Consider the following 23,668-nt stretch of genomic DNA (forward strand, 5'->3'; position numbering starts at 1 on the left):
TAATACAAAGCTTACTAAACACCATCATTTTATACTTATACAGTTAAGAAGCCGGTCCATTATATCAATCTTTAATGTTACATCTGTTATTAACTGAAGAATAATTCATAAGAAACAACAGAGCTTTTCAAATTGTTTTATACATACACGCATTCTTATTATAATATGCGAATAAATAATTTCTCTGTCTTTGTATAAAGCTTATTCGAAATAAAAATATTATTGCATTCTCTGTTTTTTAATGAAGTCATGCCCATCACGTAAAACAAAAGGTCTCCCAAATCATGTTATTTACACATTTATTTTAATGAAACATCTCTCAACGCTTTACTCATTTCATAATAGCAGACCATACATGGATAAAGTAAAATCTCCTGTAAAGTGTATAAAATCTATTTGAGCACCATCATCCTTGCCTTTCAAAATGCACACCAATAGTCACCATGCTATTTGTCATCCTCCAATGTTGCCTTAGTAATTCCTAATGCTACAATTATAGCTTGTCATCTGGTTTTGTATATTTTGGCACTAGATTTTGTACCAATTTATTTTTTTCAAAGAGTTTAAAGGTGTTCTCAAAGGGTTTTGAAAGTCTTTTCTCATTTTTACTTATGGAAACGCACTTTTTTCTGATTTTCGGTCATTTTTGCAATTTTAGGTGTCAAAATCTATTTTGATAAAACGCGCATTTAATGGCCAAAATTGTATATAAAAACAACAAATTACCACGTATTCCTACTTAATCCAACCTCTTCCCACTTAGTATAAAACCTACTGTCAAACTACAACAATAACCCTTAGAACTTGAAAACCTTCATACATGCAAGGAGATGAGTGTGCTTGATTTAACAGGGTTAAAATGAGAAAATCTCCTTGGCTAAACTTCCTTGGCACGTTAAGTATTTTTTTAATGCGTCGTAAATACTTTTAAGTCTTATCTATCGCGCCTTATGTAAGTGAAGCGTATGCGTGGTAGGCCAAGTAGAATCTGCTCAAAAACAGCCGAACTGTTTACAGACCAGCAAAGGTTAAGAATCCTCATCCTTAGGGGAGGACAAAAATCAATCTTATAAACAATATGATGAGTCAATATACTTGTTTTAAAGAACCGGAAACTATGTCTTTATAGGTCTAGCAATTCGCTTTTTATTACCAAAAAAATTGAGATAACGTTGTACTTCTTCTGGATTACCGATAGTTTTTTCAGCATTATCTGAAAGTTTTACGGCTGGTCGACCATTGGCATAGGTCACCTTACAAACAAGGGAAAGAGCATCAAGTGTTGCAATTTCTTGAGGTGCACAGCCCGCAAAGTCGTTGGTAAGATCAGTTCCCCATCCAAAACTCATGCGCACTCTTCCATGAAAATGATGATAGGTTTTTTCGATTGTATTGACATCAAGAGCATCAGAAAAAATTAAAAGTTTTTCGCGTGGATCTTTTCCTTTTTCTTTCCACCATTGAATAATACGTTCGCCACCTTCAATAGGGGGTGCACTATCAGGTCTAAACCCCGTCCAATCTGCTACCCAATCTGGAGCATCGCGTAAAAATGCTTCTGTACCAAAGGTATCTGGTAAAACAATGAGAAGATTTCCACCATAATAACGGTTCCAATCTTGCAAAACTTGATACGGAGCTCTGCGTAATTCATCATCGTTGTTGCTAAGAGCAGCAATAACCATGGGCAATTCGTGAGCATTGGTTCCAAGAGCTTCTAAATCTGTATCCATGGCGAGAAGGACATTAGACGTTCCAGTAAAAGAATTACCAATGCCTTCTTTTAATGCTTCCACACACCAGCGCTGCCATAAAAAAGAATGGCGGCGCCTTGTCCCAAAGTCAGATATTTTAATATCAGGCAATTTTTTGAGACGTTCAACTTTACTCCACATTTTTGCTTTAGCACGCGCATAAAGTACATCAAGAGCAAAACGATCTAGTTTTTTGAGAGCAGCACGTGAACGTAATTCACTAATAATAGCAAGGGCAGGAATTTCCCACATGGAACTATGGGCCCAGGGTCCATGAAAATGAAGGATATATTGGCCATCTTTGCGGGTGAGTTCATATTCTGGAAGTTGAAAATTCTCAAGCCACTGAAGAAAATCCGGTTCAAAAATTTGTTTGCGTCCATAAAATGTATTACCAGAAAGCCAAATCATTTCTTTTTTTGTAAAGCGCAAACTAAGAGCATGATCAAGTTGGGCACGCAATTCACTCTCATCAATATCATCGGCAAGACGTATTGTTTTAGAGCGATTTATGAGGGAAAAAGTAACATTAACATTAGGATATAACCCCCAAATCATCTGCACCATTAGAAGCTTATAAAAATCCGTATCAAGAAGTGACCGAATAATGGGATCAAGTTTCCAAGTGTGATTGTAAACACGTCTAGCAATATCCGGATGATTCATAACCTTTTTCTTTCATTTTCATAAAATCTAAAACATTATGCACCAACACGGCTAATATAGGCGGTGCAATATAACAACTCTACAGTTTTGAACAAGAATAAAAAGTCTGCTCTCTTTTTTCATCTTTCATCTTTAAGATTTGACAATACGTATAATTTCATGCTGACCTGTTTTTTGTAACTTTATCCCTGTATGAAATTCGGTATATTCTTTGCTATTAACATAGAGCATATTTTTAGGTCCCCATTTTACTTTAATGCTATAAACGGCATCATAAAACTTCATTGTTGCTTCATATTTTGGCCAAATAGAGGGTAAATGTGGCTGCAAAAACAATAGGTCTCCCTGACGCTGTATTCCAAGAATCGCTTGTGTTGCGGCACGATAAAACCAACCAGCTGAACCCGTATACCAAGTCCAACCGCCTTGACCACATCGTGGTTCAACAGCATAAATATCTGCCGCCATCACATAAGGTTCAACACGATAAGTTTCAGGATCTTGTCCATGATTAATAGGGTTAATCGCGGAAAATAAAGCATAAGCTTCATCGTTTTGTCCCATTTCAGCCAATGCTAAAATACTCCAAATGGCACCATGCGTGTATTGACCACCATTTTCTCGAATTCCTGGAGGATAACCTTTTATATAACCAGGCTCGAGTGTACTTTTATCAAAAGGCGGCCAAAAAAGGCGAATGAGTCCACCTTTTTTATCATAGAGATGCTTTAGCATTGATGTCATTGCTTGTTTTTGACGTTCAGGCGATGCCATTTGAGAAATGACAGCCCAAGATTGAGCAATGGTATCAATTTGACATTCATCATTGATTTTAGAGCCAAGAGGTGTTCCATCATCAAAATAACCACGTCGATACCAAGCACCATCCCAACCGTTTTTCTCTAAGGATTTTGTTAAATGTTCAAGATACGTACTCCATATTTGCATATGGCTATTGTCACCACGTTTTTTTGCTAAAGAGATAAATGCTTGTAATGTGTACCCAAGAAACCATCCTAACCAAATGCTTTCGCCTTTTCCTTCCACACCTACCAAATTCATGCCATCATTCCAATCCCCACCTAAAATAAGAGGGAGACCATGTGGTCCGCAGCGTTTAATGGCAAGGTCTAAAGCTAAAGCACAATGTTCATAAACTGTTGTAACCTTTGAGGATTGGGTGGGTTGAAAATAAGCATCCTGTTGCCCACTTTTGAGAACATCACCTTCAATAAAAGGAATGAGCGTATCAAGAAAGGCATCATCGCCAGTGGTATTGACATAAAGAGCTGTTGCATATGCAAGCCAAACGATATCATCAGAAATGTATGTACGAACACCAGCATTTGTGTCAGGCAACCACCAATGTTGCACATCCCCTTCAAGAAATTGGTGCGCTGTAGCATTTAACAATTGGTCATGAGCCAATTGTGGTTCCAGCAATAACAAAGACAAGCTATCTTGTAGCTGATCACGAAAGCCAAATGCACCACTCGCTTGGTAAAAGCCTGCGCGTGCCATGATGCGGCATGCATAAATTTGATAGGGAAGCCAATGGTTGACCATAAGATTAAAAGAAGAGTCAGGTGTTTTGATTTGGAAAGGAGAAACAAAATCACTCCATTGTTGTTTTTGTTTTGTGAGCAGAATTTCAAAATCGCTTGCACGTGCTTGATCAAGTAGTTTTTCAGCTTCTTGCCTATTTTCAGCACTGCCAAGATAGAAGATGATTTCTTTTGTTTGCCCTGGCAAAAGATCAATATCATAGGCAAATGCTGAACAAGGATCACATCCTGCTGCAATGGTATTCGAAAGAGCACCAGCTTTATGGATCGCATTTGGATGTGTTACGGTTCCCGTTGCACCGATAAATTCAGCGCGATTGGTGGTCGTACTGGTTGGCATTTCGGAGGCTGATAAAAATGTAACTTGTTGATATTTCTCGATGTGATAGGGATTTTGAATAAAATGTGCACCCCATCTAGCCTCATAAGAGGAAACAATAAAGGGGGCATATTTTGTACGGACATTTCCCAAAACCCATTCAACATAATTATAAAGGCGTAAACTGCGTGGTTTTTTCCCTTCATTCGTAAGGATAAGACGTGAAAAGCGAATAGGTTTTTCAGGATCAAGTGTATGGGTCAGTTCTAATGCGATTTCTGAATGTGTTGATTTAAAAGTTGAGAATCCAAACCCATGACACGCCTCATAGACAATATTTTCGTCACATTCAACAGTAGAAACGGGTGAGAAACGTTTTAAAGACTGGCGATCAACCAAATAAAGTGCTTCTCCTGGTCGGTTAGACGTTGGATCATTCGCCCAAGGAGTTAGTTGATAATCGCGGCTATTGTTAGCCCAAGTAAAAATTGCACCTTCAGCAGAGACATGAAAACCAAACCTGTGATTAGCAATGACATTAATCCACGGATGCGGTGTATTGGTACGTCCATGAAGACGTATTACATAATGATTATGCTGATTAAAACCACCGTAACCATTCCAATATCTTAGATCTTCTCCATTTGGGAGAAAAGAGGATGGTTTTTGTTGGCTAATAAGACCAATGGAAGAAAAAAGATTTTGTTCAATTTGTGTTGTAAATTGCTGTCCTTCGTTATATCTTGGCAAGTCTAATTGATCATAAGATTCTTGATAATTTTTATGAATTGTGAGATTAAAATCATTCTCATCAAGCCGTTTAAGTTGTTCAGATAAAGAGCCATTTTGGGCATCAAGAACGATACGCGCTGATGCAAGAAGCGTTTTAAAACTCTGTTCACTCATTTGATCGCGTCGAAGCATGAAAATATGTTGGCGTTCATCTGTTTTTTGCGTGTGGTGATAATAAGATTCACAGACCCACTCAAGAGCGCGTTGTGTATTTTGTATATAGGAAAATGTTTGTTCATTAAGAATGACCAAATCAACAATGAGTCCACGCATACGCCAATATTCGTGTGCTTTAAGGAGCTCGCGCAGTACAGCTATATTTCCCTCGTTATTTAACCTAAGAAGACAGAGTGGATTGTCTCCTGAGATAGACATGGGCCAAAGATCAGACTGTTTTCCTAGCGTTTTTGCTAATATTTCAGAAGGAAGACGCCATGTGCGGTCTGGATAAATAAGCGGTGTTGCATATTTTTGATAGATAATAGCTTCTTTAAGCTGGGTTCCGCTCTGATACAGTGCGACTTGTGAGTGCGTCCATGCCATTGAAAGTTCTTTTTGAAACATATCAGGTTGTCGATAATGTTTAATATGATTATTTAGCGCTTCTTTTGTATGAGCAGCAAAAGTCCAAAAAATAAGTTCTGCTTTTTCATGGGCTGAAATTTTTATACGGCATCGCAATGACATAACAGGGTCAAGAACACAACCTTGACTATTACTAAAACGAGTATTTTGGTCAAATGCAGCGGGACGATGAATAGATCGCCCCCGACCAATAAACAGAGAGCGATCTGTTTCAGCTTCTGTCTCTTGGAGAGTATCTGTTGTACTAGAAACAAAATGAGCAATATGAATATCAGGATCGCTAGGTGAGCGTTTACGCCTTTTGGCAAAAATTGTTTTGCCTTCCTCAGCAATTTCTGTCTCTATAAACATACGAGAAAAAACAGGATGAGCTCTATCTACGTCCATTGTTGCGAGTGCCAGTTCACCATAAGAGGTAACTTCAATGAGTCGATCTTTATTTGTCGTATTCATCAGTTGAAGACGTCTCCCTTCACCACATCCTTCAGATGTAATAAGACATTCAAGTGTTGATTTAATACCATCAACTATTTTTGTATATTCAGCCTTTTCATCTGTAAAAATGCTGATAGCTTCTTCTTCAATAACGCGTGTTGGTTCACCAGTAACAGACCACCAGCGTCCACTATGCGTATCACGTAAGAAGAATAAAGTACCTTGTTGATCTTCTGTTGCATCAGGAATAAAGCGCGTAATCGCATAATCGTGCCAACGGCTGTAACCAGAACCATTAGCTGTTAACATGGTAGAATAAGAGCCATTAGACAAAAGTAAAGTTGCTCGTGGTTTGAGCAACGGATTTTTAATAATACGCAAAAGGGCAGCGTCAAATGCTTGAGACTTATTGCGCATACGATTAACAGCTTTGGTATGAATAATAGGAATGAGATGAGGCGCTCTTTCCTGTAAGAGCAATTGTGTTGCTTCAATAACGGGATCTCTGTGAAAACGATCACGCATTCGCCCTTGAAAAATAACATTGTTAAGAGCAAGGATAGACATGCCATGATGGTGCGCATAATAATTGCGTACAATGGCGTATTTTTCCCCTATCTTCACGCGTGAAGGAGTAAAATCAATAGAGTCATAATAACCATATGTCCCTAAAGCTCCAAGATCACGGAGTCGTTTTAAATTAGCGACAGCGCAAGAAGGTGCATATTGTGCCGCTAGAAGACTGGCATAGGGAGCAATGACAGCATTGCGTGAGAGTCCACGTTGGAGACCGAGACTTGGAACACCAAAATGAGCATATTGATAGTTCATTAAATGATCGCGAGCATTAAATGCGGCTTCTGAAATACCCCATGGCAATTCCCGTTTATGGGCATATTGTATTTGACAACGAATAATCAATCGATTTGTTTGATCTAGGAGAGATCCTAAAGGTTCATGCATTACGAGAGATGGCATAAGATATTCAAACATTGATCCAGACCATGATAGGAGTGCACCTTTCCCACCTATGGGTACGAGAAGTCGACCAAGACGAAACCAATGTTTAAGTTTTATATCTCCTTTTGCGATGGCAAAAAAGCTTGCAAGACGTGCTTCTGAAGCAAGTAGGTCATAACAATTTTCATCGAGTTTGTTTTCTTGAACACGATATCCTATGGATAAGAGATGCCGTTTAGGCTGTTCTAAAAAGTCAAATTTCATATCAAAGGCTATTTGCCGTGCCATTATAGCCAGCCTGTTTAGTTTTTTACTTAATTTTTCAGTATCACAATGAGCAGTCGCATCATTATGATGAGCGTTACAGGTGTCGATAAGGCATTTAGCCCAAGAAAGCGCACCAGCAGATTCTATCGTTTGAATTTTGTGGTCAAGTTCACCGACTAAGTGCACAATATCGTGGGCTGCAAGTGAAAGATCTATGATGTGAGAAGGGACCGTATTTTCTTGTTCTATAAAAGTGAAGACAGAGTCATGAAAACGAGTGATGTTTTCTTCGATTTTTTGGCGTAAAGATCGTAAACTGGGTTGATGATCTGGAATTTCTCTGACAGTTTCTTCAAGAATAGCAAGAACATCCGATAAGCCTTCTCGGTCACTTTGAAAAAAAATATGAGGTTTTTCAGCCCATTCACTTAAAGCAGAAGAGAGTGTTACCAAATGACCGGCAAGATTTCCTGAATCAACGGTTGATACATAAGTAGGTAAAAGAGGCCTGAGTGTATCCGTTTCATACCAATTATAGAGATGACCACGAAACTTTTCCATTTTTGTAAGAGAGCGTAATGTACATTCAATACGGTTGATGGTCTCTTCAAAACCAATCCAGCCAAAATCACGTGCTGCAATAATAGAAAGGAGATAAACGCCAATATTCGTAGGCGATGTACGTTGAGCCACAAGAGGTTCAGGATCTTCTTGAAAATTATCGGGAGGCAAATGGTTGTTTTGTGCATTGACAAAAGTTGCATAATAAAGCCATGTCCGCCGTGCAATAGAACGGAGTTTTTTTTCATCTTTTGAAGAAAGATAAAGGCTATCTTGAAAGGTTGAAGGTTGACTCACAATCCAAGCAATGAAGGGTGAAAAAAACCATGCTATCCCAAAAGGCAAAGCAACCAAGCTTGCAAAACTATCAGAAAAAAGGGGGAGTGCTATAGTAAGAATACCAAAAAGCGATGCTGGTGCCATTGTAAAAACATAGAAACGCAAACTATTGGGTATTGATTTTGTTGCGGCAGAAGTTTTCCATTCAAGAAGATGTTGTTTTGAAATCGTCATACGATAGAGTGTACGAATAATCGCATCGGTCATAAAATACGCCGAATGCGCAAGAAACGTCGTTTTAAGAAATATATCAGCGCTTGTAAGAGCAATTTTGTTCCAAATTAATTGAAAATGTCCACGCAAAGAATGATCTATATTGGATGAGACAAACGTTTTTAATACACATAGAATGGGTGAAATGAAGGAGCTAAACAACAAGAATATTTGCCAGACAATTGCACTCTTTAATGGCAAAAGAATCCATCCTGAAAATGCTGCGATTAACCACATAAGTGGCATGAGAGAACGACGTAAATTATCCTGCATTTTCCAACGCGTTACAAAGCTTATTTGACGAGGAAAAAAAAGATAAGGTAAAAGTTGCCAATCACCGCGGATCCAGCGATGATACCGCATAACATCAATATTATAAGCTGTTGGATAATCTTCAATAATTTCTACGCTACTTACAAAAGCAGTACGAGCATATCCTCCTTCTAAGAGATCATGACTGAGAACAGTATTTTCTTTAATTTTGCCGTAAAGTGCTCGTTCAAATGCATCAATATTATAAAGCCCTTTACCGATAAAGGTGCCTTCTCCTAAAAGATCTTGATACGTATCAAAAACAGCAAAAACATAAGGATCAATACCACGGTTGGTAGAAAAAACGCGTTGGAGAATTGATGTTTTTTTTTCTGTTGTAAGAGAAGGAATAATGCGCGGTTGTAAAATGCTATAGCCCTTTACAACCTTTCCACTTTGTGGATCAAAAATGGGATGATTGAGTGGATGGTTAAGCTTTCCAACAAGTTGTGTGACGCTCTCTGGAGTAAGACGTGTATCACAATCCAGAGTCATAACAAAACGGCAATCCATAGAAAGACGTGGATTGGGAGGATAAAAGCTTGTGTTTTTATCGCCTCTTAAGAGTCGATTAAGTTCATGAAGTTTTCCTCGCTTTCGTTCCCATCCCATCCAACATTTTTCGCTTGTATTATAAAGGCGTCGGCGATGTAAAAGGAAAAAAAGCGGAAGTTCATCACGAGGATAACGACCATTGAGTTTATCAATACTCTTTTGCGCATAGTGTAATAAATCAAGATCATCTTGCGTTTCTCTTAATGGAGCATCCACCCAATCTGTAATGAGTGCAAAATGAATGGCACCTTTAGGATTGGAAAGATAGTGCACTTCAAGATTGCGCACTTGTTCATCAATATCATCGCGTGATGTCATCAAAGTAGGTACAACAACCATTGTCCGTGCATGTTCGGGAATACCTTCTTTATATTCATAACCAATGAGCTGTCTTGATGGGACAAACCACGAAACAACAGTATTAAATAAAGCAAAAGCAGCATCGATAGCAGGAAAAAGCGCCAATCCAGTAAAGCAAAAAGACATCCATTGTGTCATGCCAGATAGCTGTAAAAGGGCGTAAATTACCAGCAAAAGAGTGAGCGTCAGAAAAGAGACAGGAACGGCGATGACTCTCAATTTTGAGCAACAGGAAGCGCGTGTCCATTTTATGAAAAAAGGCGGGCTATATCCACAAGCCTTTTCAAATATGCCACGACCATCATCAACAAGGTACCACCCCACACAAGAATGATGAGGCGTATCTTCAGAAGTGGAATTTGCTATTTCTACGACTTTATGTGCAACTTCCAGTTCACTAAGAGGTGAAAAGCGTGAAACTTTTTCAATGACTTGTCGATAAATATTGCGTGAGTGAGCATCAATTTCAGAAAAATCACTATTTTTACGCAAAATAGAATCAACACAACTCACTGTTTCAAACCATGCTGTCCAATCAACATCATCTATAGCTTTAAGAGCACTGATAATATTACCCATGGTCACACCATCTGCTGCTTGTCGGGTGTGTTCATCGGCTGTTGCAATCTCTAAGCTACTGCCTTGGCTTTCCAATTGTTTTTCAAGCCAAGTTAATGCTACGGTTGAATCAATAGATGCACTGCGCAAACGATAAAATAAATGCGCTGAAAAGGTTGGATCAATAGTAAGTGGTTGATACTGCGTAAAAATAGAATGGAGTTTCGGTTTATTTTCTACAAGAGAAATTTTATCAGCCACTTGACTAGCAAGATGACGCATACGCCGCGCTTTTTCAATACGGACTGAAAGACGACGGACATTTTCAATGAGCAGCATCTGCATCACAGAAGGAAGAGCCCACAATTCACCAATTGTGAGCGCACAAACTTCTTGAAATCCATTAATCATAGCAGTCAGTGTTTCTTGTGAAAAACTACTATCAGTATGCGCGATATAAAGCCAAGTTAAAATAAAAATTCGTGGCATTCCTGCTTTTTGTCTAGAAAGAGGAAGTTGCTTTATAAAGGACTTGGGGAGGTTACGGCGTAGCTGTTGTATGGTTTTATCAATGGCGTAATAATTATCAATGAGCCATTGAGCAGACGGTGCGATGGTCTCATCATTTTGGGCAGCAAAATCACTGGTATGAAAGGCATGAAGAATAAGTTTAGCACTTTCATTCAATCTCTTGCGAAAATCTTCTACTCCCTCATATTCAGGGAGTAAAACTTCTTTACCAGAAGCTATATCATGCCCTAAATTATAAAGATCTTCCTGTACTTTATAAATTGCACGAAGAGGAAAATCCGTATTAGTAAAATGATCTTTTCTCTCTGTTTGAGAAAAAAGTATTTTATGAAGGATATTATGCACGCCATGTCCCATTGTTATTTAATTACATCGTTTTTTATTTAAATTGTAAGCATTTTATCTGAATAGTGAACCGTTGATAGACAAAAAACAAACTTTTTGTTTTTATTTGCAAGCATTTGCAATTTTTGACGCAATAATTAAAAAATAAGTAGACAATTTCTTTAGAAAATAAAAAGGTCACTCTTAAAATGAGTGACCTTAATAACAACATCAACTTTAATGATTGATGATTAATCTTGTTCTTGTTTTTTCAAAGCTGCACCCAGAATATCACCAAGAGAAGCACCTGAATCTGTAGAACCATATTGTGCAACAGCTTCTTTTTCCTCTGCAATTTCTAAAGCTTTGATTGATACTGAAATTTTACGTGTTTTTTTATCAAATGCTGTGATGCGAGCATCAACCTTTTGCCCAATTGCGAAACGCTCAGGACGTTGCTCATCACGATCACGCGCAAGATCAGCACGCCGAATAGTTGTCTCAAGGTTGTGGTCAATCAATTTCACACCAATGTCATTGTCGTTAACAGCAATCACTTCGCATGTTACAACTGCACCTTTTCGCAATTCGCCAGAAGCAGCTGCTTCTCCAACTTTATCGCTGGAAAGCTGCTTAATTCCAAGAGAAATGCGCTCTTTTTCAATGTCAACATCAAGAACCACAGCTTTAACGATATCGCCTTTATTGTAAGTATCAATGACTTGTTCACCAGGACGGTTCCAATCAAGATCAGACAGATGAACCATACCGTCAACATCGCCTTCAAGCCCAATAAAGAGACCAAATTCTGTTTTATTTTTAACCTCTCCTTCAATTTGAGAATTGACAGGAAATTTATTGGCAAAAGCTTCCCATGGATTTTCAAATGTTTGTTTTAAGCCAAGAGAAATACGCCGTTTAGAAGGATCAATCTCAAGAACAACCACTTCTACTTCTTGTGATGTAGACAGAATTTTTCCAGGATGAACATTTTTCTTTGTCCAGCTCATTTCAGAAACATGGATCAGCCCTTCGATTCCTGGTTCAATTTCAACAAAACCACCGTAATCAGTAATGTTGGTAACAGCACCCGTAATTTTTTTACCAATCGGATACCGGACACTGATACTTTCCCAAGGATCACTTTCAAGCTGTTTCATTCCAAGAGAAATACGGTGCGTATCTTGATTAATGCGAATAATCTGCACTTTAATCGTTTGGCCAATTGTGAGCACTTCAGATGGGTGATTAACACGCCGCCATGCCATATCTGTAACGTGCAAGAGACCATCAATCCCACCAAGATCAACAAAGGCACCATAATCTGTAATATTTTTCACCACACCTTCAACGATTTGGTTTTCTTCAAGATTTTGTACGATTTCTGAACGTTGCTCAGCGCGACTTTCTTCTAAAACAGTGCGGCGTGAGACCACAATATTGCCACGACGACGATCCATCTTCAAAATTTCAAAGGACTGTGAATTATGCATGAGAGGTGAAACATCACGAATGGGACGAATATCAACTTGGCTGCGAGGTAAGAAAGCAACGGCACCATCAAGATCGACTGTAAAACCACCTTTTACTTGGCTAAAGATCACTCCATCAACGCGCGCACCAGCATTGAATTTTTCCTCCAAACGGACCCAACTTTCTTCGCGCCGTGCTTTTTCACGCGATAAAACAGCTTCACCCATCGCATTTTCAATGCGTTCAATGTAAACCTCAACTTCATCGCCAACTTGCAAAGAACCATCTTTTGCTTTAGCTCCAAATTCTTTGAGAGGAATACGTCCTTCGACTTTAAGACCAGCATCAATAATGGCCATGTCTTTTTCGATTGCAATAACACGACCTTTAACAACAGATCCTTCATTAAGATCATTAGTTTGAAAAGATTCTGTTAAAAGGGCTTCAAAATCCGCTGTTGTGGGATTGTATTGTGACATAAGAACTCCTAATATATACCTTGTATTATAAGGTATGAGCGCTAGGTTAGTGTTAACATAAGCAACTTCTTGCCTTTTTCCTTAAATACAGGAAAAAAAGTTAGCGCTAGGCCGGAAGTCACCTTGACGAATTTATCCAATTATATGCATTTTTATGATTGGATCAATAAAACTACATGCAATTTCAAATGTTGCTTCTATACTCAATTCTGACGTATCAAGCAAGTGGGCGTTTTTTGCTGGTTTTAGTGGGCTTTGTTTGCGCGTTATATCGCGACTGTCGCGCTGTTCAAGTTGAGCTAGGATTTCATGATAATTTGCTTGAACACCTTTTTTTAAAATCTCTTGGTAGCGGCGTTTGGCGCGTGTTTGAACATTGGCTAGAATATAAAACTTGATATCGGCATCAGGACAAACAATCGTTCCGATATCACGCCCATCAAGCACACAGCCGGGCAAAACTTTAGCAAAGTTGCGTTGTTTTTCGACAAGAATTTTGCGTACAGCAGGGTTAATTGCTATTTTTGAAGCCGCTTCACCAAGTTCATGAGAAGAAAGAAGAGAAGGATTTAAGGTATTAAAATCAAGTTCTTTAGCATAAATAATAGCATTACTTTCATCATGAAGAGATAAATTTTGTTGTAAAAGCGCATAAGCAACACCACGATAAGTGAGACCAGTATCGAGATGATGAAGATGATAATGTGCAGCAATTTTACGTGCTAAGGTTCCTTTGCCTGAGGCTGCAGGTCCATCAATAGCAATAACAAAAGGCTTCAAGCGATTCTCCCCCCAAGTTTTTTTATAAAAGGAATAAACTCTGGAAAGCTCGTAGCGATCATTCGTTTATCATCAATGGTAACAGGTTTTTCTGACACAAGCCCAAAAATGAGAAAACACATAGCAATTCGATGATCAAGATGTGTGGCAACATACCCACCCCCCAAACCTTTGGCAGAACCTTTTCCATAAACAACAAGAAAATCTTGACCTTCTTCACAGTCTACGCCATTAATTTTTAATCCTTGAGCAACAGCAGACAATCGATCTGATTCTTTTACACGCAATTCTTCAATGCCTAGCATAACTGTTTTGCCTTCTGCAAAGGCTGCTGCTACTGCCAAAGCAGGATATTCATCTATCATCGATGGAGCACGTTCTTTGGGCACCGTAACGCCTCTAAGGACCGATGATTTTATCCGTAGATCAGCAACATCCTCTCCACCTGTTTGACGTCGGTTCAAAAATTCAATTTGAGCACCCATTTCCCACAATGTTTCGATAAGTCCTATTCGAGAGTTATTTATCAAAACATTTTCAATGGTGATATCAGAGTCTTCTACAAGAAGGGCTGCGATAATTGGAAAAGCAGCAGAAGAAGGATCACCCGGAATATGAATCGTTTGTCCAGTAAGATGGGGTTGACCATTAAGATGAATCAAACGCGCACCTTCGTTATCTTTTTCTATTTCAAGTTGCGCACCGAATGCTTTTAACATTTTTTCCGTATGATCTCGTGTCAGAACTGGTTCAATAACAGTTGTAGTGCCGGCGGTGTTGAGTCCAGCAAGCAGGATTGCTGATTTAATTTGGGAGGAAGCTATTGGAACACGGTAACGTATCGGATTAGCCATTTTCGGACCATAAAGCGTTAAAGGAAGGTGATCGTCGCGCGTTGCCTCAATTTCAACCCCCATGAGACGCAGTGGATCAAGGATACGTCCCATTGGACGTTTAGAGAGAGAAGAATCACCAATAAAGGTTGTTTTCATATGATACGGACCAACCATTCCCATAACCAAACGAGCACCTGTTCCAGCGTTTCCAAAGTCTAAAGGTTTTTGTGCAGCTAAAAGGCAACCATTCCCTGTTCCTCGTATGATCCAGAAGTCTTCTTTTTTAATAATACAGGCACCCATAGCTTGCATAGCAGCAGCTGTATTGAGTACATCAGCGCTTTCAAGTAATCCATGAATATATGTCTCACCACTTGCTAATCCTCCCAATATAAGAGAGCGATGAGAGATTGATTTATCTCCTGGTATTTGAATTTTTCCAGAGAGACTACTCGATTTATAGGTGGTTATAGGGATTGCTTTTTGCATGGAAATTCTATTTAATTCTATCTAACTTTTATGAAATTGTGCATCCTTTAGCACATGCTTTAAAAGACGTCATGAAAAAATCACTGTGGAACAGTGTATTTATCTTTGACAAAGGTATTATTTTTCGATTAAGCACCATAAAATTTATCTTTTAATGGAATAATAGTTAATCAAAGAGGCACGGCTTATGGCAAAACAAGAACTCGGAACTAAACGTGTTGATCCAGAAACAGGAAAAAAATTTTACGATCTAAATCGCGATCCTATTGTGTCGCCCTATACAGGAATTTCTTATCCGCGTTCTTACTTTGAAGTTGCAGCAGCTGAAGCAAATAATGAAGAAGAAGTTGATACTGAAGAGCTTGATACAGCACTTGAAAAATCTGCTTTTATGCTTCTTGAAGATGATGATGTGGATTCTAAAGATGACGATCTTCCTGATTTAGAAGATAGTGATGTAGATCTTGGTGATGATGATGATGATACATTTTTGTCTCATGATGGTGACGATGAAGATGATGACGTTACTGATATTCTCGGAGGCGGTGTTTCTAATGATGATGATGCTTAAAAGAAGTAAAAGAGGACATCTTTTCCATTAAATGTAAATTCTTCTTGATCTTCAAGTTTGATCGTTCTAGAAAAGCTGGAATTGTATACTGTCCTTTTGGGACAATTTGTTTTTATAGGGGCTATAGCTCAGCTGGGAGAGCGCTTGCATGGCATGCAAGAGGTCAGCGGTTCGATCCCGCTTAGCTCCACCAAAAGGGCTAACTGTTCTATCAAGGGAATTAATTATAATAAAAGATGTGTGCATCAATTTAAAAGGTTTATGTGCTCTGTAACCATTGATCCAGTAGCGCGTTCCTTGCTTTAATGCTATCATTATGCGTTTCTAATTATTTGTTGGATTGTAAAGTTTTACTTTACATAACAATGGAAAGAGATCATTTTTTATGCTTTACACAGAAATAAAAAAGGAGCTGTTTAACTGACACCTTATATTTTAAAGGACAAAATTTGAATCCTTCTTCACTACAAAATCATAATCTGTTGATTATCGATATCCTTTTAAAAGATAGGAAGTACCTAAACAAAGATTTGGGAATAGAAGACTAAGATATATTTTCCAATTATTGCGAAGCAGGACTTTTGTTGAATATTTTTAGTCTTATCAGATGTCCTAGCAATTTAAAAAATTATCCCCTTGAGTAGCATTCACCAACTCAATACTGAAGCATGTTAAATCTTAAATAACGTATTGTTATCATTATAATTTATTTATATTATTAAGTGATAACTCTAAACAAAATAAACCTCTCTCACCATAAGCCATAACGCATTGAATCAATTGGATTCCTTCCTTACACATCACAAACGATGTTGGAGGTGTAGGAGTAAAGCAGTACCATCATTATACTTTTCAATCCCTAATGTTGCAAAAATTCTTATATTTGAGAATGTATGTTCATAAAAAACATTTTTAGTCTTTTCTTTCACAGTTCTTATCCACATACCCATTGTGCTTGTTATGTGCAAGCCAATGGTTTTATTGATTCAACCTCAAGAGATCTGAAACGATAAAACCCTACGCCATTCGAGATTCTTACTTTAATATAAATAACGATATATTATCTTTATAAATCAATATGCTTAAACCATTTAAGAAAAAGAATTAAAATGCTTCTCATAAATATTCTCAAATGCAAAAGCTATCACAACATTGGAGGCTGACTTGTTACTTCATAGGCGCTACAAATCTTTCTCTGAATACTCCCTACCCTGAGTATTCATTGTGTGTAAAGTTGCATATACCTTATCATCCTATAAACGGGAGTGTTTTTACAATACAATAAGATAACTTCTTTCAATTAAGATGGACTGGATGGACGAGTATGTTTTATTTCATACAATACTAAATACACTTAGTTCTTTTGAAGACTGTATTGCCCTCTTTATACAAAATAACGTTTTTTCGTTTAATGCATTTCTCGTTTTTTTATATCGAATATTTTACCCTTTTTATAATGCCCGAATTGCATTTGTTTTAATTGCTATTTTATACGCTTAGCAAAGAAAATATTCATGTAATAATCAGCCAGTAATACGCATAATGAAAATAAAAATGATATTATATTTTAAAATTTTCATAATATCTGGTACTTAGCCCAATGCGAAATGCCAGCGCTAAATAGAAGATAATTTCCATTGTAAATTTTTTAAACAAAGGAGGTAAAAATGTCGAGAGTATCTTCAAACACATTGTGTATTGCAAAAGCTTTCTGTCGCTTGAGTTTATTCTAAAGAAACAATTTATTTCATTGAACGATCGGAAAAACGACACTATTTTATCATATCATAAGGGTTTTTTCTTTCGAATAATTTCACCACATCAATTCTCTGATTGAGATTTTCAAAATCCTCCCTAACGCCATCCACATCTCTTTAATTGCTGTTCATAGAGTTTCGATATTCTCGCCATGCGCTGTGCTGCCTGTGAAAGTGCAACAGTGACATGCCCGCCACTACGCGCATAAGCACCATGTCCCATATGATAATTTAAATAAAGGCTATATGCATCATCAAACCTCACGCCATTGCGTTGAACACTTTGGCGATGATACCAAGCAACAAAATCAGCAGCATCTGCGAAATTCGTACGCCATGCAAAAGACTTTCCTGTAGAGCGAAGATACATTGCCCATGTACTGTCAAGCGCTTGAGCATAACCATAAGCTGTCGACCGACGCTTCCATGGGATAAAACCAAGTAGTTTTTTGCGTGGAGGACGTGCATTATGACGAAAACTTGATTCCATATTAATGGTTGCAAGAATAATAGGCATAGGAATCCCATAGCGCATTTCTGCTTTTTGAGACGCCTTTCCCCAATTATCAAAAAAACCATTTTTTTGTGCTAAAATAGCGCAAGCATTGTTTGTGTGAGTGGGAGTGGTTGTTGCACAGCCCCCTAGCAGAAACACCAATGCCCCTAAAAACAAAAGGTGTCGCATATTCTCTATTCCTCTCGTTTAAGAAATAAAACAAGATAGAGATACTAAAAAATGATTACCAATCAATAAAGAGCGTGATCTAACTTGTGATATTTAAGAAAATTGTTTTGCGTTATTCCTCATCAACTAAACGCAATGTTTGTGACTGAGCGGATGTTGTCATTTTTGTTGGCTCAGAGTAATTTTCTTTTAATTCGAAAGTTTCAATGCGATTTGCCCGTTTCATAATTTTGGAAGATGATATTAAAATTCCCTCTATATCTTCACCTGCTTTGTAAAAGTGCTTCTGTAGGGCGCGAACACGCATATCCATTCGTCCAAAATCTTCCATCAGTTTTGCCACTTCCGATTGAATTAAATGCGCTTGTTCACGCATCCGCGCATCTTTCATAATGGTTTGTACAACCTGGACAGAGAGCATCAACAAAGATGGTGAAACAATAATCACATGGGCTCTATTGGCTTTTTGTACCAATGCCTCAAAGTCCTCATAAATTGTTGCAAAAATTGATTCCGATGGCACAAAAAGGAAAGCAGTGTCATGGGTTTCTCCAGGAATTAAATATTTCTGCGCAATATCACGGATATGGACTTCCATATCGGTACGAAATTGGCGTTCTGCCTCTTGACGCTCTTGCGTTGATGCGGCTTTACGCATAGCATTCCAAGCCTCTAGAGGGAATTTAGCATCAACAACAAGAGAAGGTGCTTTATTGGGCATATGAATAAGACAATCTGGGCGCTTTCCGTTGGAAAGAGCAGCCTGAAAAGCATAGGCATTTGCTGGTAAGGCATCAGCAATAATTGCTTCCATCCGCCCCTGACCAAAGGTACCACGTGTCTGCTTATTACTTAAAATGGATTGCAACTGAACAACTTGTCCCGTAAGCGATTGAATATTATTTTGTGCCGCATCAATCACTGCTAAACGTTCTTGCAAACGATTCAAATTTTCATAAGTGGATTTAGTCTGTACCTGAAGTGTTTGACCTAAGCTTGTTGTCATTCCATTGAGTTGCTCACTGAGCGATTTATTCAATTCAGCTTGCCGTTGACCAAAAATTTCCGCCATCGTTTGCATTCGCCCTTGCATTTCAGCTTGTGTTTTTAGCAAGGTAGCCATCTGCATTTGTGCCTCACGCGCACGTTCAGCAGTTTCTTGTTCCAAAAATGTTCTTTTTCGATGAGAATGTATCAGCATAAAAAATGCCAAACAGACAAGTGTAAATAAAAGTAAAACGATTAATTTAGAAAAAAACTCACCAGTGAGTATAGAAAAAAACGAATCAAACATAAAAGGTAATATAACGCTCTTATGGTAAAAAAATGCAAGAATCCGTTATTCAATATTGACCAATAACAAACCTTTGATTAATCTCTTCTTATGCCAATAAGATCTTTAGTTATTTTACCTGATCCGATTTTACGGGAAGAGTCCAAACCCGTTGAGCAGGTCGATTCAGCTCTCCAAAAGCTCGCAGATGATATGTTGGAGACCATGTATCATTCTAAAGGTGTTGGTCTTGCTGCTATTCAAATTGGTATACCACTACGTATGTTGGTTATGGATGTCTCTGGAAATTCTGAAGATGAGCAGAAAAAACCGCTTGTTATTATCAACCCTGAGATTTTATGGCTTTCAGATGAGCGCAATATTTATAAAGAAGGTTGTCTTTCTATTCCTGACTATTTTGCGGAAGTTGAACGCCCTAAACGTCTGCGTGTTCGCTATCAGGACCGTGAAGGAAAACAGACAGAAATTGAAGCAGATGATCTCTTGGCGACTTGCTTACAGCATGAAATTGATCATTTAAATGGGCGTCTTTTTATTGATTACATTTCAAAGATCAAACGCGATATGGTGATACGAAAATTTAAAAAACGCGCAAAAGAAAAAAACACACAGGAAGCAGTTTTGTAATGGCATTACGGTTAAGTTTTATGGGAACACCAGATTTTTCTGTTCCCATTTTACATGCTTTATTGAATGCTGGTCATGATGTTGTCGCTGTTTATAGTCAACCCCCTCGTCCAGCAGGACGTCGGGGGCTTAAATTAATCCCCTCAGCTGTTCACACGGTAGCAAAAGAAAAATCTATTCCTATCTTTACGCCTCAAACACTTAAAACAGCCGAACAACAAGAAAAATTTGCAGCACTTTCTGTTGATGCTGCTATTGTCGTGGCTTATGGACTCCTGTTACCCAAAGCTATTCTCGAAGCACCGCGTTTTGGTTGTTTTAATGCCCACGCTTCACTCTTACCACGTTGGCGTGGTGCTGCACCTATTCAACGAGCAATTATGGCCGGTGATAAGGAAACAGGTATCATGATCATGAAAATGGATGAAGGACTTGATACAGGACCTATTGCTCTTTCTCGTTCTCTCCCTATTACTGATAGCGCCACCAGCGCTGAGCTTTCAAATAAACTTTCAAATATAGCCGCAGAACTTATGATAGAAGCTCTATCAACTCTTGAAAAAGGACAACTTAAACTGACCCCACAATCAGAGGAAGGCATCACCTATGCAGCCAAAATTAGGAAAGAAGAAACCCGCATTGATTGGACAAAACCTGCAGAGTTTATTCATAGGCATATTCGCGCGCTCTCTCCCTCTCCTAGTTGCTGGTGCAATATGAATATCGGTGGACGAGAAGAACGCGTAAAAATTATTGAAAGTCGCTTAACAACAGGAGCTTCTTTTGAAATTGGGAGGATAGAACCAAATTCTTTGATTATTCATTGTGGACAAGGACGGATAGAAATAACCTCTCTCCAAAGATCTGGCGGTAAAATTCTTGATAGCGCAACATTCTTGCGAGGCGCTCATATTTCTGCTGTTTTTTAATATGCCACGTTTTAAACTCACTCTTGAATACGATGGTTCAAATTATGCTGGTTGGCAGCGTCAAGTGGAGCTTCACACGATACAAGGAGCTCTTGAACAAGCGATTTTTTACTTCAGTGGACAACAATTGACCATAACAACAGCAGGACGAACGGATGCAGGGGTGCATGCCACGGGACAAGTTGCCCATGTTGATTTTGAAAAAAACTGGCCCCCCCATACTGTGCGTGACGCACTCAATGCTCTTTTACGTAAACAGGGAGAAGCGATTTCAATCCTAAACGTACAAAATGTCCCTGATGACTTTGATGCACGATTTTCCGCTGTAAAGCGCCATTATCTTTTTAAAATTCTCAATCGCCGCTCTCCACCAGCTCTAAATGCCAAACGCGTATGGTGGATACCAAAACCTCTTAATGCTGAAGCTATGCATGAAGCTGCGCAAAAGCTTGTTGGACAACATGATTTTACAACTTTCCGTTCAGCACATTGCCAAGCCAAAAGCCCTATTCGTACCCTTGAACGCCTTGATGTTCAAAGAGAAGGAGAGGAAATCTTCCTTTATGCACAAGCTCGTTCTTTTCTTCATCATCAAATCCGTTCATTCGCAGGAAGCCTCATGGAAGTGGGTATTGGACGTTGGACAACACAAGATCTTGAAGCAGCTCTTCACGCTAAAGATCGCAAACGCTGTGGTGTTGTTGCCCCCCCCTCAGGACTTTATTTAACCAAAGTAGAATATTAATGATCCTTCAAGCGTTAACGCCTCAAAAACTGTTAAGGCAGCATATAAAAAGAACGAATTTCTTCAAACGCTTCTGCTGCTGTATTGACAAATTTCACAAAATTAACATCACTGGGAGAGATCGTACCTTGTGCAGATAGATACTCAAAGTTGATAGCATTGCTCCAAAATTCTTTGCCAAACAATAAAATTGGTACCTGTTTCATACGCCCCGTCTGTACTAAAGTTAACGTCTCAAACAGTTCATCCAGAGTCCCAAATCCTCCAGGAAAAATGGCTAATGCTTTCGCTCGTAATAAAAAATGCATTTTTCGCATCCCTAAATAGTGAAAATTAAAACACAAATGCGGCGAAACATATGAATTAGGCTCTTGCTCATGCGGTAAAATAATATTCAAGCCAATTGTTGGAGCCCCAACATCACAAGCACCACGATTTCCCGCCTCCATGATCCCTGGTCCGCCCCCCGTAACAACCACAAATTCACGATATTCTGTCGTAGCAGAATAAAGTGAGCACAAACGCGCAAACTCTCTTGCTTCATCGTAATAATGTGACATAGCACGCAAATTTTTCTTTTGTGTTTCATTTTTTGCTGCCCACGCAGCTTGCCTAGGTTCAGGAATGCGCGCACCACCAAACAAAACAACTGTCGATTGAATATTATATTCTTTAAGAGTTATTTCCGGCTTTAAAAATTCAAGACCAATACGTTGTGAGCGCAGCTCTGGACGTATCATAAACTCTTGATCGATATAGGCTAAACGATAAGTAGACGAACGCACCTGTGCTGAATTAGAGACTTTATGTATTTGTTGTAGAGCATCCTTCGTATGGAGAAGTGGTGTCCAGTTTTCTTGCTCTGCTTTTATTTTTTCTTTACAGCCTTTTTTCATGCACCTGTCCTACTTCCTCATCGTTTTATTGACTGAAAACATTTCTTCGCGTAAGTCATAGAGAATAAATCTTGAAGCTTTCAACTTGTTTAACGGAACTATGTTCATGATCAATCTCACACAACTTGAAATCATTATCGAAAAAGCATTTGATGATCGTGATTCTATTGATACTACCACAAAAGGTGAAATTCGTGAGAGTGTCGAACACGCATTGAATCTTCTCGATAAAGGTGCAATTCGCGTCGCAGAACGGCAAAAAAACGGACAATGGCATGTTCATCAATGGTTGAAAAAAGCTGTTTTGCTCTCTTTTCGGCTTAACCCTATGCAAATTATTGCCGGTGGTGTAAATGGAACACATTGGTGGGATAAAGTTCCTTCAAAATTCTCTGGTTGGCAAGAGGCAGATTTTAAAAGTGCTGATTTCCGTTCCGTTCCTGGAGCCATTGTACGTCATTCTGCTTACATTGCACCCAATGTTATATTGATGCCATCCTTTGTCAATCTCGGCGCCTTTATCGATGAAGGAACAATGGTTGATACATGGACCACCGTTGGTTCTTGTGCACAAATTGGTAAACATGTTCATCTTTCTGGCGGTGTTGGTATTGGAGGTGTTTTGGAACCCCTGCAAGCAAATCCAACAATCATTGAAGATCACTGCTTTATCGGTGCACGCTCTGAAATTGTTGAAGGCTGTATTATTCGTGAAGGCGCTGTTTTAGGAATGGGAGTCTTTATTGGAAAATCAACAAAGATTATTGATCGTACAACAGGTGAAATTTTTATTGGTGAAGTACCAGCCTATTCAGTGGTTGTACCGGGTTCTCTCCCCGGAAAACCTTTACCAAATGGTGAAGCAGGCCCAAACCTTTATTGTGCTGTTATTGTAAAACGCGTTGATCAAAAAACACGAGAAAAAACATCCATTAATGATCTTTTACGTTCTTAGACACAAGATTAATGCATAATAATATTTTTTCGTTTTTTAACTTGAATAATAACCTC

General features: G+C 38.6%; 12 protein-coding genes, 1 tRNA gene and 1 pseudogene. 6 read left to right on the forward strand and 8 right to left on the reverse strand.

From position 1 onward, the window contains the following. Positions 1 to 1,115 precede the first annotated feature (1,115 nt). The 5 genes and pseudogenes from pncB to aroA form a co-directional block, all read right to left on the reverse strand. Entirely contained in the window at positions 1,116 to 2,420 is a 1,305-nt protein-coding gene (gene pncB / locus ACFIN0_RS00370) for a nicotinate phosphoribosyltransferase (protein WP_375701681.1), read from the reverse strand. A gap of 132 nt (positions 2,421 to 2,552) precedes the next feature. After that, positions 2,553 to 11,122: pseudogene (locus ACFIN0_RS00375) on the reverse strand (GH36-type glycosyl hydrolase domain-containing protein). A gap of 225 nt (positions 11,123 to 11,347) precedes the next feature. Continuing rightward, on the reverse strand, positions 11,348 to 13,048 hold the full coding sequence (gene rpsA / locus ACFIN0_RS00380; RefSeq protein WP_026500132.1) for a 30S ribosomal protein S1: 1,701 nt from the start codon (positions 13,046 to 13,048) through the stop codon (positions 11,348 to 11,350). Positions 13,049 to 13,180: 132 nt separating this feature from the next. Further along, positions 13,181 to 13,828 (reverse strand): (d)CMP kinase, encoded by a 648-nt coding sequence (gene cmk, locus ACFIN0_RS00385; protein ID WP_375606160.1) that lies wholly within the window; start codon positions 13,826 to 13,828, stop codon positions 13,181 to 13,183. Further along, complete coding sequence (gene aroA / locus ACFIN0_RS00390) at positions 13,825 to 15,153, reverse strand: 3-phosphoshikimate 1-carboxyvinyltransferase (RefSeq protein ID WP_375606159.1); 1,329 nt, start codon at positions 15,151 to 15,153, stop codon at positions 13,825 to 13,827. The genes cmk and aroA overlap by 4 nt, the downstream gene beginning before the upstream one ends. A gap of 187 nt (positions 15,154 to 15,340) precedes the next feature. On the opposite strand from aroA, the gene ACFIN0_RS00395 reads away from it, so the two are divergent. Both ACFIN0_RS00395 and ACFIN0_RS00400 read left to right on the forward strand, forming a co-directional pair. Continuing rightward, entirely contained in the window at positions 15,341 to 15,724 is a 384-nt protein-coding gene (locus ACFIN0_RS00395; RefSeq protein WP_375606158.1) for a TIGR02300 family protein, read from the forward strand. A 117-nt stretch (positions 15,725 to 15,841) separates the two neighbouring features. After that, a tRNA-Ala gene (locus ACFIN0_RS00400) sits at positions 15,842 to 15,917 on the forward strand. A 1,661-nt stretch (positions 15,918 to 17,578) separates the two neighbouring features. Here ACFIN0_RS00400 and ACFIN0_RS00405 read toward each other — a convergent pair. Together ACFIN0_RS00405 and ACFIN0_RS00410 are read right to left on the reverse strand one after the other, a co-directional pair. Then, positions 17,579 to 18,166 carry a hypothetical protein gene (locus ACFIN0_RS00405; RefSeq protein WP_375606157.1) on the reverse strand — a complete coding sequence of 196 codons (588 nt, stop codon included), beginning with the start codon at positions 18,164 to 18,166 and terminating at the stop codon, positions 17,579 to 17,581. Between the two features lie 112 nt (positions 18,167 to 18,278). Further along, positions 18,279 to 19,460 (reverse strand): DNA recombination protein RmuC, encoded by a 1,182-nt coding sequence (locus ACFIN0_RS00410; RefSeq protein ID WP_375606156.1) that lies wholly within the window; start codon positions 19,458 to 19,460, stop codon positions 18,279 to 18,281. 90 nt (positions 19,461 to 19,550) lie between these two features. On the opposite strand from ACFIN0_RS00410, the gene def reads away from it, so the two are divergent. The 3 genes from def to truA are packed head-to-tail and all read left to right on the forward strand — an operon-like array spanning position 19,551 to position 21,761. Next, entirely contained in the window at positions 19,551 to 20,087 is a 537-nt protein-coding gene (gene def / locus ACFIN0_RS00415) for a peptide deformylase (RefSeq protein ID WP_375606155.1), read from the forward strand. Then, positions 20,087 to 21,016, forward strand: a complete 930-nt coding sequence (fmt, locus tag ACFIN0_RS00420) for a methionyl-tRNA formyltransferase (protein ID WP_375606154.1) — start codon at positions 20,087 to 20,089, stop codon at positions 21,014 to 21,016. Before def ends, fmt begins: the two co-directional genes overlap by 1 nt. A 1-nt stretch (position 21,017) precedes the next feature. Continuing rightward, positions 21,018 to 21,761: a tRNA pseudouridine(38-40) synthase TruA gene (gene truA, locus ACFIN0_RS00425; RefSeq protein WP_375610014.1), complete on the forward strand. Its 744-nt coding sequence runs from the start codon at positions 21,018 to 21,020 to the stop codon at positions 21,759 to 21,761. Positions 21,762 to 21,793: 32 nt separating this feature from the next. Here truA and ACFIN0_RS00430 read toward each other — a convergent pair whose 3' ends face one another. Then, positions 21,794 to 22,657, reverse strand: a complete 864-nt coding sequence (locus ACFIN0_RS00430) for an LOG family protein (RefSeq protein ID WP_375701682.1) — start codon at positions 22,655 to 22,657, stop codon at positions 21,794 to 21,796. A gap of 106 nt (positions 22,658 to 22,763) precedes the next feature. Here ACFIN0_RS00430 and dapD point away from each other — a divergent pair, with 106 nt between their 5' ends. After that, positions 22,764 to 23,612 carry a 2,3,4,5-tetrahydropyridine-2,6-dicarboxylate N-succinyltransferase gene (dapD, locus tag ACFIN0_RS00435; RefSeq protein ID WP_375610013.1) on the forward strand — a complete coding sequence of 283 codons (849 nt, stop codon included), beginning with the start codon at positions 22,764 to 22,766 and terminating at the stop codon, positions 23,610 to 23,612. Positions 23,613 to 23,668: the final 56 nt, after the last annotated feature.

The organism is Bartonella sp. AA89HNZF, from assembly GCF_042196905.1.
In the GTDB taxonomy this organism is placed as follows: domain Bacteria; phylum Pseudomonadota; class Alphaproteobacteria; order Rhizobiales; family Rhizobiaceae; genus Bartonella.